This window comes from Paenibacillus sp. EKM301P (assembly GCF_011800295.1).
Classification (GTDB): Bacteria; Bacillota; Bacilli; order Paenibacillales; family Paenibacillaceae; genus Paenibacillus; species Paenibacillus polymyxa.
Genome location: NZ_JAALFM010000003.1, coordinates 411733 through 424418, shown reverse-complemented (window position 1 = coordinate 424418; position 12686 = coordinate 411733). Strand labels below are relative to the sequence as shown.

The 12686-nt window shown below is 46.4% G+C and carries 14 protein-coding genes; 5 read left to right on the top strand and 9 right to left on the bottom strand.

The annotated features are described in order from the left end of the window. Nucleotides 1-281: 281 nt before the first annotated feature. The 4 genes from HFD99_RS10140 to HFD99_RS10125 all read right to left on the bottom strand — a co-directional run bounded on the left by HFD99_RS10140 (nucleotide 282) and on the right by HFD99_RS10125 (nucleotide 3524). Nucleotides 282-1184, bottom strand: coding sequence for an AraC family transcriptional regulator (locus HFD99_RS10140; RefSeq protein WP_123797786.1), 903 nt, complete (start codon nucleotides 1182-1184; stop codon nucleotides 282-284). A gap of 358 nt (nucleotides 1185-1542) precedes the next feature. After that, the gene (locus HFD99_RS10135; protein WP_013373683.1) at nucleotides 1543-1890 is read right to left on the bottom strand and encodes a KGG domain-containing protein; all 348 of its coding nucleotides are present in this window, start codon (nucleotides 1888-1890) and stop codon (nucleotides 1543-1545) included. Nucleotides 1891-2025: 135 nt separating this feature from the next. Beyond that, nucleotides 2026-2787 (bottom strand): ABC transporter permease, encoded by a 762-nt coding sequence (locus HFD99_RS10130; protein ID WP_123797785.1) that lies wholly within the window; start codon nucleotides 2785-2787, stop codon nucleotides 2026-2028. Beyond that, nucleotides 2784-3524 carry an ABC transporter ATP-binding protein gene (locus HFD99_RS10125; protein ID WP_031462459.1) on the bottom strand — a complete coding sequence of 247 codons (741 nt, stop codon included), beginning with the start codon at nucleotides 3522-3524 and terminating at the stop codon, nucleotides 2784-2786. Before HFD99_RS10125 ends, HFD99_RS10130 begins: the two co-directional genes overlap by 4 nt. 244 nt (nucleotides 3525-3768) lie before the next feature. Between HFD99_RS10125 and HFD99_RS10120 the strand changes: the two genes are divergently transcribed. From HFD99_RS10120 to HFD99_RS10105, 4 genes are all read left to right on the top strand, one after another. Continuing rightward, nucleotides 3769-4371 (top strand): TetR/AcrR family transcriptional regulator, encoded by a 603-nt coding sequence (locus HFD99_RS10120; RefSeq protein ID WP_031462458.1) that lies wholly within the window; start codon nucleotides 3769-3771, stop codon nucleotides 4369-4371. Between the two features lie 100 nt (nucleotides 4372-4471). After that, nucleotides 4472-5110: an SDR family oxidoreductase gene (locus HFD99_RS10115; protein WP_016822668.1), complete on the top strand. Its 639-nt coding sequence runs from the start codon at nucleotides 4472-4474 to the stop codon at nucleotides 5108-5110. A gap of 224 nt (nucleotides 5111-5334) precedes the next feature. Further along, nucleotides 5335-6045, top strand: a complete 711-nt coding sequence (locus HFD99_RS10110) for an MBL fold metallo-hydrolase (RefSeq protein ID WP_123797784.1) — start codon at nucleotides 5335-5337, stop codon at nucleotides 6043-6045. Between the two features lie 271 nt (nucleotides 6046-6316). Continuing rightward, the gene (locus HFD99_RS10105; protein WP_123797868.1) at nucleotides 6317-7993 is read left to right on the top strand and encodes a glycosyltransferase 87 family protein; all 1677 of its coding nucleotides are present in this window, start codon (nucleotides 6317-6319) and stop codon (nucleotides 7991-7993) included. A gap of 80 nt (nucleotides 7994-8073) precedes the next feature. On the opposite strand, the gene HFD99_RS10100 is transcribed toward HFD99_RS10105, so the two are convergent. The 5 genes from HFD99_RS10100 to HFD99_RS10080 form a co-directional block, all read right to left on the bottom strand. Continuing rightward, nucleotides 8074-8340, bottom strand: a complete 267-nt coding sequence (locus HFD99_RS10100; protein WP_225164821.1) for a ChaB family protein — start codon at nucleotides 8338-8340, stop codon at nucleotides 8074-8076. A gap of 319 nt (nucleotides 8341-8659) precedes the next feature. Next, on the bottom strand, nucleotides 8660-9364 hold the full coding sequence (locus tag HFD99_RS10095; protein ID WP_044786998.1) for a Crp/Fnr family transcriptional regulator: 705 nt from the start codon (nucleotides 9362-9364) through the stop codon (nucleotides 8660-8662). A gap of 61 nt (nucleotides 9365-9425) precedes the next feature. Then, on the bottom strand, nucleotides 9426-9596 hold the full coding sequence (gene rd, locus HFD99_RS10090) for a rubredoxin (RefSeq protein ID WP_016822672.1): 171 nt from the start codon (nucleotides 9594-9596) through the stop codon (nucleotides 9426-9428). 2 nt (nucleotides 9597-9598) lie between these two features. After that, a complete protein-coding gene (locus tag HFD99_RS10085) occupies nucleotides 9599-10792 on the bottom strand; it encodes an NAD(P)/FAD-dependent oxidoreductase (protein WP_123797783.1) in 1194 nt (397 codons plus the stop codon). A gap of 33 nt (nucleotides 10793-10825) precedes the next feature. Continuing rightward, nucleotides 10826-12061 (bottom strand): FprA family A-type flavoprotein, encoded by a 1236-nt coding sequence (locus HFD99_RS10080; protein WP_167440888.1) that lies wholly within the window; start codon nucleotides 12059-12061, stop codon nucleotides 10826-10828. A gap of 215 nt (nucleotides 12062-12276) precedes the next feature. Here HFD99_RS10080 and HFD99_RS10075 point away from each other — a divergent pair, with 215 nt between their 5' ends. After that, nucleotides 12277-12618 (top strand): cupin domain-containing protein, encoded by a 342-nt coding sequence (locus tag HFD99_RS10075; protein ID WP_016822675.1) that lies wholly within the window; start codon nucleotides 12277-12279, stop codon nucleotides 12616-12618. The last annotated feature ends 68 nt before the right edge of the window (nucleotides 12619-12686 follow it).

The window sequence follows — 12686 nt, the reverse complement described above, 5'->3', positions numbered from 1 at the left end:
ATACCAGAAACCTATCGTAGTAAAGTATACAACGGCTATAGGGATATGTGCTTTTCGCACAAATTGAAAAGATTCATACATCCAAACCAACGGGCTAATCATAGCCAATAGTATATTATAGTCGTCGTACCCTGTAAGATTTACAGCAATAACTATACAAGAGACTAGGACCAGCCAAAAGCGAAAGGATTTCATAGCCTATACCTCCATTCCTTTTAAAAGAGAAGCCGCGAGACGATTACCCGCATCCTGAGATCGTGGCGGCTTCTGGTGATTTTTTACTACACTTCTTTTACAGGACGTAACACTGCGTAGCCGTATCCCTCAGGGAAATGCCGTTGATAATCCTGCTTCGTTTCCTCATCCCATGTATATCCCATACTGCGTGGGTCAAAGCTCCAAGCTTTTTCCTCCACCACTCTCATAACATCTCCATTGTTTTTCAAATAATGGAAGGGCGGGTGGAAAAACACCAGGTAATCTGATTCGGGGATGTTTCGGCACTCCATACCTGCTGGGATCTCTCCATTGTAGTCAGCAGCAACCGGTATTCCATACAGATAGCCCTTCTGACCATTCTGATAGAACCAGCCTGCAGTTTGACCCAATTGTCCGGGAAGCTTGAGGTGAGACATACTTTCCAGGGTTCCGCAAATTTCATCACAGTTATGACCGTTTCTCCAGAAATCGCCGTAGTTTCGAGAAGAGATATCCCAGATTCCAATAAATTTGTGTGCCGGTATATGCTCAATTTTGACTTCGGCTTCTTGTAAATGCTCCTTAACCATCTTATCCCGCTCCTTCAAATGGTAATGATAAGGAGAGAACACCTCGGCGCGAATGGCTAAAGGAATAGGACGGGGCTCCTTCCGGTATACAGCCGGAGTTACCTCGAACGCTTTTACAAATGCTCGTGTAAAAGCTTCCTGTGAAGAAAACCCGTACTTTACGGCAACATCGAGGATGCGGACATTGCTGTCCCGGAGTTCAAGGGCTGCACGACTAATCCTGCGCATCCATACATAATCCCTTAACGTCATTCCTGTTAGAGAATGAAACTGTTTTGTACAGTAGTAAGGGGAATAGCCTAACTGGTCGGACATTCTCAACAACGATGGTGCTGAAGTAAGATTATTATCAATCCAATCAATCATAAGCTGGACCATTTCGTTCCATTCGTACACGGGGGTTCCCTCCTTTCGACTCCATCTTAACAGCCGGAATGCAGGAGTATTTGACTTGAGTTGCATGCACACTTTTATAACAATAAGTAAGACGACAAGAGAAAAGAATCTGACTATTCCATTCTTTCATTTGTAATAATATATGTAGGATGGTTATTTAACCTGAATATGTATATTGTATGACGTATGATCGGATGTTGAAAGTGGCCTTTTGATGAAAGTAACTATTTTCACAAAAAGCCTACCTACCGGAACACCGGCAGGTAGGCTTTTATAACATAAACATTCACTTACTTCGCATTCTATGCAGTCTGTGCCTTTGCGTTGCAACTGCACCGACAACGTATCCTAATCAATCTTAGTTATTTTTGCGTTGACGGGCGCGAGCTTCGCCGCCTTTGCGGCCTGCTTCTTCCCTGCTCATTTTCCCATCGCTATCACTTTGGTCTGAATTGCCACGGGCTTCACCGCCCTTGCGGCCGATTTCCTGATAGAACTCCTTGCCATGGTTTTTGGAAGTGGCTTCGCCGCCTTTTTCACCAATCTCCTGATAGAAGTCTTTGCCATGACTTTTGGATGTGGCCTCGCCACCCTTTTCGCCGATCTCTTGGTAAAATTCTTTGTCGTGATTTTTAGCAGTAGCTTCTCCACCTAAACGTCCTGCCTCTTCGCGACTCATTTTGCCATTTTGGTTGTTGTTAGCCATGTTCAATCACTCCTCATCGAATTTTAGTAAAGCGTCTACGTGTATCTATTAACCTTCGTGTCAGGAATTAAACATGTCTATTTTATTTTGATATATGGAAAATGGTTGGTAAATAACTAGGTGTATCCGTCTCTATCAGACCTCCCAAGACTCTGTGCGCAGTTGTTGCTGGCGGGTAAATAATGTCGGATAAATGAATAGGCTGAGCAGCACGCTGGTCAAAATGGCAGAGGTCATGGTAGTGAATACGATGAGCAATTGCAAACGCACGGCGACAATCGGATTGGCACCTGCAATGATTTGTCCGGTCATCATACCGGGAAGCTGAACAAGCCCGAGTGTTTTCTGCCCCTCAATGGTTGGAATCATACTGGAACGTATGCAATTCTTCAGTATAGGGAAGATGGCTTGTCTCGGGGTTCCCCCCAGTGCGAGAATGAGCATGATTTCAGGCTTGCGCAGCAGGACTTCCGACTTGAGCCGTGATACCAGCAGGCTGGACAAAATCATGGAGCTGCCAATGATCATGCCGCTAATCGGAATCATGTACCGGGCTGTCGCCGGAATGATATGCAAGCCAATCAGGAATGCCTGTGTAACGATTTCCACACACAGCAACGTCAGGAATGACTTCCACATGAGACGAGGGATAAACCGTCCTTTGCGTGCAACATTTTGAGAAGCTACAGTGATCATGAGCAGAATGAATAACACGATAAATCCGTAGCTTTGCATCCCAAAAATCATATGCAATACATATCCAATCGCCAGTAGCTGAACGGATGCTCTGATCGTGGCAATAATAATGTCTCGGTCCAAACCGAGTTTGAAGGACTTGGACATGACGATGGCGATAAATACAAAACCAAGAGAGAGAATCAAGGCAACAATCGTCATACCCATTCTCCTGCTACAAATTTGCGGGTTTCACTATGCTGTGGAGCATTAAAAAATGTCTCCGTATCCGCTTGCTCTACCAGTCTTCCGTTGATCATCAGCCATGTTTCGTGGCCTACCCTGCGGGCTTGTTCCATATGATGTGTAATCCAGATCATTGTTGTTCCCTCTTCTTTGTTCATTTGAAGCAGCAGTTCCTCAACCTCTTTGACTGAGGCGGGGTCCAGTGCAGAAGTAATCTCATCCAGTAGTAAAATATCCGGGCGGTTCGCGAGCGTCCGTGCCAAGGCCAAGCGCTGTCTTTGTCCACCGGACAACTCCTGCGCCTTCTGTTCCAGCAGGTCACGGGTAAGCCCTACGCGCTCTAACAGGCCAACCGGATCTTCCAGTACCGTACCATGCAGCCGCTCTACAGTCTGGAGATTGTAGAGGACCGTCCCCTGAAGCATGGGAGCATCTTGAAAAACCAATGCTACCTTTCGTCTCAGTTCAGGGATCTCCCACTCGGTTATAGGCTTGCCGAGGACGCTGATTTCTCCTTCATCCGATGTTAGCAAGAGATTGCACAATGAAAGCAGTGTGCTTTTACCAGAGCCTGACGGACCGACCAGTGTCGTGATTTTTCCGCGAGGGACCTTTGCTGTAATCCCGTTCAGGACAGCACGTTGCTGCCCCGATCCGGTGAAATATTTGGTGATATGATTAAATTCAATAGCTGGAAGTGGCTGGGGTTTCATAGATATAGTTAGCTCCTTTGCAGGGAATCGGAAAAGATATCAGATCCGCTCTATAATCTCTTTGTATTATATCAGTAATATCCTACTGGCTCTTCTTCTAAAAAAGATCCGGGGGATGGAACTGTTGCAAACGGGACCCTCTTTGTATAAACTAACAGGATTAGTTAAGACAAAATAAGAACTTAGTCTGTATATCCATATGAAAATCACCTTACATAGGAATTCAACGAAAGGGGACAGGATGATGTCACCTAGAAATGGAGTAAAGCTACAAGATATCCTGAAGGCTGCTGAGGATATTGCCAATGAACGTGGGATGGGAGATGTCACGCTCACTACGCTGGCGCAAAAGCTGCATATTCGTCCTCCATCTTTGTACAACCATGTGGACGGGTTGAACGGATTGCGTCATGTGCTAGCATTACATAGCCTCGAAAAGTTAGAGGAGGCATTGGTGAGCGCAGCCGTAGGCAGAGCAGGCGAAGATGCGCTGACTGCTATGGGGAGAGCGTATATGCAGTATGCGCGCGAGCGACCTGGTTTGTATGAAGCGATGCTGTATGCAACCGACCGAAATGATACCGAGCTAAGACATGCAGCGGATCGCGTAGCGGAACTTGTCATTACCGTGCTATCCAGTGGCTACGGTTTCAACGAAGCAGATTGCATTCATGCAGCGAGGGGATTCCGTAGTCTTCTGCATGGTTTTGCCTCGCTTGAACAAAAGGGTGGTTTTGGTTTACCTGTGGATGTGGATCGGAGTATCGAAGTGATGATGGACACCTTTTGGGCAGGTCTTCGCGTGTTACAGCATAAGCGAGATGTGGAGCATTCAGAAAAAAACTGAGTTCAATCTGATATAGCCCATATGATTGCGTCCTGGACTCAAAGGGTAAAATATATCAGTATAAAGTAGATGAGAGACCGTGAATACAGGAGGGATAAGAGTGAACGTATTGGTGATTGGTGCCAATGGAAAAGTAGGCAGACATCTCGTTCGCCTACTGGGGCAACATGAATTGCATCGCGTAAAGGCGTTGATTCGCAAACCGGATCAGGCCGAAGCGCTTGAACGTTTGGGAGCAGAAACGGTAGTAGCTGACCTTGAAGGGACAGTTGATGAAATTGCTGCAGCTATAAAAGGCAGCGATGCTGTCGTGTTCACGGCAGGCTCCGGCGGCAAAACAGGAGCGGATAAAACACTGCTCATCGACCTTGATGGAGCAGTCAAGGCGATGGAGGCCGCTGAGCAAGCGGGTATCCGGCGCTTTATTATGGTCAGCGCTCTACATGCGGAGAACCGGGAGCAGTGGCCCGAATCGATTAAGCCGTATTATGTGGCAAAGCATTATGCAGATCGCTTGCTGGAAGCGAGCAATCTGGATTACACGATTCTTCGTCCCGGCGGGCTAACAGATGATGAGGGTACTGGCAAGGTTGCTACGGGTGAAGATCTTACCAGCCATACCATCTCACGTGAAGATGTAGCGGCAACGGTGGTAGCAGCACTGGAGGAAAAACAGACGTATCATCGTGCGATTGATTTGGTGTCCGGCAGTACGCCTATTGCTGAGGCCATCCGGTAGAGCTAATGAATTGAAAGACATGTGCATAATATGGATAAAGGCAGACCCAGAGGTAGGATTCCGGGTCTGCTTTTTGCTTTGTATAATCCTTTCCTTTAACGCTACGTATGACCAAAAAACCAACGTTCCGATGGGCATATTACTAAAAAATTTGCCTAAAACTAATTATATTAATTATAATACTAATATAATTAGTTTCGATCAAGAAAAGGAGATGAGATAAAATGCGTATCGTTCAGGTGCAGCATGTGTATCAATTGACGTTTATGCCCCGGCTGTTCCCGGTGAACTGTTATTTGGTGGAGGAGAAAGAGGGGCTTACCCTGATCGATGCCGGATTGCCATATAGTGCTCAGGGTATTGAACAAGCTGCGGCGCGCATTGGGCAGACGATTGTACGAATTGTACTTACCCATGCGCATGGGGATCATGTAGGTGCGTTGGATAAGCTGAAGGCAAAGTATCCTGAGGCACAAGTATTCATTTCAAGACGGGATGCTCGGCTGCTGAAGGGTGATGTATCGTTGGAGGCAGGCGAACCGGATACTCCTATTCGGGGCAGCGTGCCAAAGAATATCCTTACCCAGCCTGACGTTTTACTGGAGGATGGGGATCATGTGGGCTCGCTGCTGGCGATCAGCGCACCGGGACATACGCCGGGCTCAATGGGATTTTTGGATACCCGTACATGTGCGTTGATTGCAGGTGATGCCTTCCAGACTCGGGGCGGTGTTGCGGTGGCGGGAAGGCTCAAGCCGCTGTTTCCTTTTCCGGCACTGGCTACCTGGGATAAGGAAGTTTCGCTGGCAAGTGCCAAAAAGCTGGCGTCTTGCAATCCGTCTCTACTAGCAGCCGGTCATGGCAATATGCTGAAGCATCCACAATCTCAGCTGGAAAAAGCGATTATGGAGTTGGAGCAGCAATGTTCAGTGTGATGATTACGTATTCAGCCAACATTCAGCCAGAACTCACAAAGTCCTAAGCTAAGGCAGATACAATATGAGGAAAATAGAAACAGAGAGAGGTGCATCGGATTTGAACGTTTGGAAAGCGAACGGTCTGAAATATATACTTCTATTTAGTCTCATATTGTGTGCTGCCGTTAGTATCGTGTCGTTATGGAGTTACTCAGGTAGTTCCGCGTCTCAGTCTGCGACAGTGAGGCAAGGTCCATCCGGCGGGTTTGGAGGAGGACCAGGCGGAGGTATGGGAGGGCCGGGGCAACGTTCCTCTGACGGTCAGACTGCGGGGAACCGTGGAACAGGAAATGTAGGACAGGACCAGCAGAATTCGTCCTCAGCATCTACGGATGCGACGAACAGCTCTGACGGCAAGAATCAGGGGACGACAGGTCAGACGACCAACTCCACTACTGAGAATCCACCGATATCAGGTGACAAAGGCACAACGGCCGGGAATGATACGTCTGCATCGGGCGGCAGTGGTATTGCTAGAGACGGACAGCACAACAGAGGTCCGGGTGGCATGTCTGGTAACGGATCTGGAATGGGCATGGGCGGTCCAGGCGGTGGTATGGGTGGTGGGAGGAATGGAAATTCTTCATCTGCTTATGCTACTCCGATGGCGATTTTCGCCGCTTTGTTCTTCGGTGCGTTCGTATTTATTGCGTACCGTTTTCCGGCTCAAGAATGGAAGCTCGGGGAACGTAACCGGGGACTGATGCTATGGACTGTGCTGGGTGTGGGGTTCTTTTTAAGAATGGCGATCGCCCCATGGATCTCGGGTCACATGGACTTAATGCTATTCCGAAACTGGGCTACGACAGCAGCGAATAGCTTGTCAGGCTTTTACACGAATGGTTCCAGTGACTATCCACCGTTCTATATTTATATTTTATATGTAATCGGTAAAATCGGCTCTACGGATGCTTTTAGTCCTTATATGTCTGTATTGCTGCGGCTTCCGAATATATTAGCCGATATCGTGACAGCGTACATGCTGTACCGGTTGGCAAGCAAACGGGTCGGCTATGGAGTGAGCCTCGGATTGGCCATATTCTACGTGTTTAACCCGGCTGTATTTATCAATTCGACCTTCTGGGGGCAGGTAGATTCATTCTTTACCATGCTGATTGTAGGCATGATTGTGCTGCTGGTAGAAAACCGGATCGGCTGGTCCGCTGTATTGTTTACGATAGCGGTATTGATGAAGCCACAGGGGATTATTTATGGGCCGGTTCTGTTCTTCGAGCTGCTGAGACAGCGCAAAATACAGCCTTGGCTGTTGTCCATTGGCGGCGCCGTTGTGACAACTATTCTGGTTATATTGCCATTTTCATGGGGGCAGGAGCCATTATGGCTGCTTGATTTATACAAGGGGACAGTTGGCGAATATCCATATGCTTCGGTGAACGCGTATAACTTCTTCGCACTCATTGGTGGCAATTATACGCAGGACACTACAACGCTGTTCCTGTTCAGTTACCATACATGGGGTATGATCTGCATTGTGCTGGTGACTTTGTTTACATGGTGGATGTATATCCGCAGTCGGAAACCACAGTTCGCAGCAGCAGCTGCACTGGTACTCATTGCAGGTGTATTTACCTTCGCTTCCAGCATGCATGAACGGTACCTGTTCCCTGCGGCCGCGTTAGCTGTACTGGCGTACCTGTATTTGCGAGATCGCAGATTTTTGTGGCTTGCGGGTGGATTCAGTCTTACGATTTTCCTGAACACCTTTGATATTTTCTATAGCTCCAATTCTCAGGATCATTACGGTATTATTTTGTGTGTGACATCATTGCTAAACGTGCTGTTGTTTGTATATTTGGTCAAGGTAGTGTGGGATTGCTCCAGGCCGGCTACAATTCAGGCTGCGCTTCCCAAGGCCACCAATATAGCTTCTTTATCCGCAGAATGAGAGATGGGCGGTCACCACACAGGTGATCGCCCATCTTCAGCAATGAAGGCACAGTCTCAATACGGCGCGCCAATATCCTTTCATTTCACTGCGGGTAAGGAAATGTTTCTCTCCACCATAAGAGGGATCAATTTGCGGAATGCTATCGTGCTTGCAGCCTGTCCATCCCTGTGGTAGGCTTCATATTCTTTCCTGAATGTGTCCTGCATTTCCTCCGGTAAATGGCGGATGTATCGGTGCGCACATGCGGTTACCTGTTCCGGCGATCCGAAATCAACCACCAGATTCAGAACATCCAGCACATAAAACTCCATGGGATTCGACTGTGGCAAAAACCATCCGGTCAAGATGGCTTGTTCAAGCACCTCGTCGAGATTAGCACCATGCTTCTCCTGGATTTATAGTATTTGAATCCGCAAGGCTCACAGGCCGCAGCAATCCTAGAGCAACATTCTCGAAAAATATCTTTGCCGGTTTGGTGATCCGCCATATCTATTCCTCTCCATTTTGCTTATTTTATAAAGAGCGTGAAGAACAGAAATCTTGGCTTGATTTCAGGCTCATAAACTTTGTATTACTACGCAAAAACAGGCCTACGGTTTCTAGTGTTGTTTTGCAGGGGCGGTTTTTTTGTCCTCATGCCAGAGTAACCTGATATCTAGTGTCTCAATCCATATATTCGTTCAGTTTCTGTACATCGCAGATGGTAATCTCTCGTGTACCTTTGATATGAATAATCCCCAGTTGTTCAAATTTTCCGAACTTGCGGCTGATGGTTTCACGTGTCACACCCACATAATTAGCCATCTCTTCGCGTGAAAGGGGGAGATTTATTTTAATATTGGAGCCGTCTGGCTTGCCGTATTTATGTCCGAGTTCGAGAATCATGTAGGCAATACGGATTTCCGGGTCTTTGGTAGCCAGACTTTGAGCCAGGTTTTCAGTATGTGCCAAGCGTTTGGTAATCGTTTTAAGCAGCCTCAAAGAGATATCGGGATTGTTGCGGATCAACTCCTCCATATCATCCTTGGTTAGCATACAAATATCAGTATCCTTTAAGGCGTACGCACTAAAATTACTCAGCTCGTCGTTATTAAATATGTTCAACTCACCAAAAAAATCGCCAGTAGTCAGAATGTGTAGAATTTGCTCTTTCCCCTGAGGTGTCATCTTCAGCAGCTTGACATGCCCGCTTTTAATAATGTATAGCGTATCCGATGCCTGTTCCTCGACAATCAAGGCCTCGCCTTTCTGATATTTTCGATGCCGGATCATGGAGCTAACCTTGCACAAATCTTCGCAGGACAAAGAGGAAAAGATAGGCACTTTGCGGGCACAGGGCTCCTGTTCGCACTGGCAGGGGCAGGACATTTCATTCACATTCATTCACTCCATTCATCAACCGGAAACTAAAAAGTATAGTGTGTTCTTGTTATTTTGTATCATCTATAGGGGCAAAATGGCTTTGATCCTCACCGCAGACTGGACAAACCCAGTCCTCTGGAAGGTCTTCGAACGCTGTACCTGGCATCACGTCTTCATCAGGGTCACCTATAGCAGGATCATAAACGTATCCACAGGGCTGACATACATATTTTTTCATTGTTAATTCTCCTTGTCATCTAAAATTTTTGTAAGCTCTGGTGCGTCCGGACTGAGTCCTTGGGTAATGGCTGCTTTATATGGAAGTGAAGCAAGAGCATCTCCGAAGCCAATCGCGCCACAGATAGAGCCGTTTTGTATGAACATACGTGTATAAGAAACTTGATTTTCACGGGTCAGGCTGTTGTCGCAGGCCTGTTCATCTACCAGACCGATGGAAAACAAGGGGCATTCATAGCTGTTGGACAGGGTGGCAGGAATGGGACGCTGGTAAGCTGCGGAGGCGCCCGCCATATTAGTGCCTGCTATTTTCCCTTGTTCCATAGCACTTTCCCATAATCCATCTACTCTATTGTGGAACTCGGCTACATCACCTGCTGCGTATATATTGGGGAAGCTGGTCTCCATCTGCGCATTCACCTGAATGCCTTGTCTGATATCAAGACCGATTTGGCGAGCAAGCTCCGTATTAGGTACAATGCCGATAGAATACACGACATGTTCACAGGGAATAACAGTGCCGTCCTGCAGTTCTACACCCTCTACATGCTCCGTGCCTGTAATACGCTTTACGCCTTGTCCAAGGCATACCTGGGTACCTTGTTCGATAACTCGGCGGGTCAGAATAGCGGATGCCTTTTCATCTAGCTGACGGGGCATCAGCCGTTGCGAAGCTTCCAGAATGGTGACGGCATATCCGGCTTGCTGGAAGGACCAGGCGGTTTCTACACCCTGAATACCGCCCCCGACGATACATATCCGGTCTCCCTCTCGCAATTCCGCTTTAAGTCTGTCTGCATCTTGTCGAAACCGAATGTTGTGAACGTTCCTTAGTGAAGCCCCGTCCAGCACCAGCTTACGGTTATGGGCTCCTGTACACAGCACCAGCTTGTCATAAGCAACGGTTTGTCCATTTATTGTTTCGATGGTGCAGTCCTCTGCGTGTATCGCGGTGATCTTTATGCCGGAATAAACGTTAATCCGCTGATTGGCAAACCATTTTTCCTTTTTGATCAGGATTTTGTCGCTATGCAAGTCAGTAAATAGCGCCTTGGAAAGCTTGACTCTGTTATACGGAAGGGAGGATTCTTCCCCGTAAATCGAAATTTCGGCTAACTCATCATGATCTCTAATTGCTTTTGCCGCGTTGATAGCGGCCACGCCGCCTCCGATTATAACGTAATGTTGGTTACCCATTCGGCATCTCTCCTATTCCTCTAGCTTTCTGCGCTAAATAACACTAAGCAGCAGATCTGAGACAAATTCAGCAGCATTTTTTATTTTTTTCACTTTTTCATCTTCTGTAGGAGAGAAGCGAACACGTACCGGAAATTCCACATGCGTCATACCCGTTGACTTGATTACATCTGAAGTACTTTGGACTTTCATATTAGTACCGTTCAAGTAATCCTGTACGACCTCAATGGCTTCACCGCTCCAGCCATAGGAGCCAAAGGCGGCAGCAAGCTTGCCTTCCAAATTCATCTTTTGCATTTGTTGCAGCAGGTCTTCCAATTTGCCTGTCATGTCGGCATATTTGGTAGAGCTACCGACGAAAACAGAATCCGCTGAGGCAATACTATTTAATATCTCGGTTTCATCCGCCTTATCTACATCCCATAGCTCCACCTTGATTTGGTTCTCCAAAAAGCAATCTCTCAGGATGTTTGCCATTTTTTTAGTATTATTTTTTAAGGTGGCATAAACAATCGCTACTTTTTTATCATCCTTGGTTTCGGTGCTCATCGATGCGTACAAATCAATAAATTTGGCAATATCATGTCGGATCGCGAAGCCGTGGGAAGGAGCAATCATCTCAATATCCAAGTCAGATACAGCTTCGATTAATGTACGCACATATCTGCGATGTGGATGAATAATAGCCTGGTAGTATCCGATAAAATCCTCGGTAATATCAAAACCGGCCTCATCGGCAAATAGATGCTCTACAGCTACGTGTGTGCTGAAAATATCGCAAGGGAACAAGATTTTATCTTCCACGCAATACGTAATCATGGTTTCCTCCGTATGGAGGTAAGGTGTTTCCTTAAATAGCAGTGTCTTGCCTCCAATATCGAGTTGATCCCCATCCTTGATTACGAGGAAGTTCCGATGCTGGAGCTTGTACATCTGCTGAATTTCCGGAACGGCAATCTCAGTGCAGACAATGGTGGCGTTTGCTGCCTTGGAAGCAAGGGCCGCCAACCCGCCGGAGTGGTCCGGTTCCGTGTGATTGACGATTATATATTGAATATCCAACGGGTCGATCAATTCCGCTACAGCTTCGGCAAATTCTCTACCGAACGCCATATCTACGGTATCTATAATGGTTGGTTTTCCGGTTTTTAGTAAGTATGCATTATAGGTTGTACCCTTAGATAGGGTAAGCCGATGAAAGGGTACCTCACGATTATCGATTTTTCCTACCCAATATATATTCTTTGCCAGCTTGAATCCTGGTTTCATAGGAATAACCTCCTGTTGTTTTGGTTTGTCTAACACAATTTGATTCTAGCTAGATGTGATGATGAAAAAGATGATTGAAATCAAATTTTTGAATATTTCAAAGTATTTATGACTTAAATTTATGTTTGTGATCGCAATCACAAGACGAGCGTAATAATCAAATACAATAAGACTATATAGGCCCAATCCAATTACAAACAGGAGAGTGAATCTACATGAAAAAATCAAACCTCATTCAATTTCAGGAATATAAAGAAGCTGCATTTACAAAACGAATTGTGCATAAGGAAGCTGACAATGTTATTTTTATTCTCAACTTCACCCCTAATGCTGAGTTGCCAACACATAACCATCCAGGAGCGAATGTATATTTGCTCGTTCTTGAAGGAAGCGGTACTGTAACTGTAAATGGTGAACAAACGGAAGTTGTCCAAGGGGATATGATCCATATTACTGGAGATGAGCACTTTTCCTATCGTGGTGGTGCGGGAGCGAACTCCAGCCTGCATGTGGTGTTGACCAAAACGCCAAGTGAAAGCTACGCACAAAATGTATAAAGTATAGAAATAACAAGAAGAGAAAACGCAATCCAAATATAAGAAAGCCGCTTGGTTTAAATGACCAA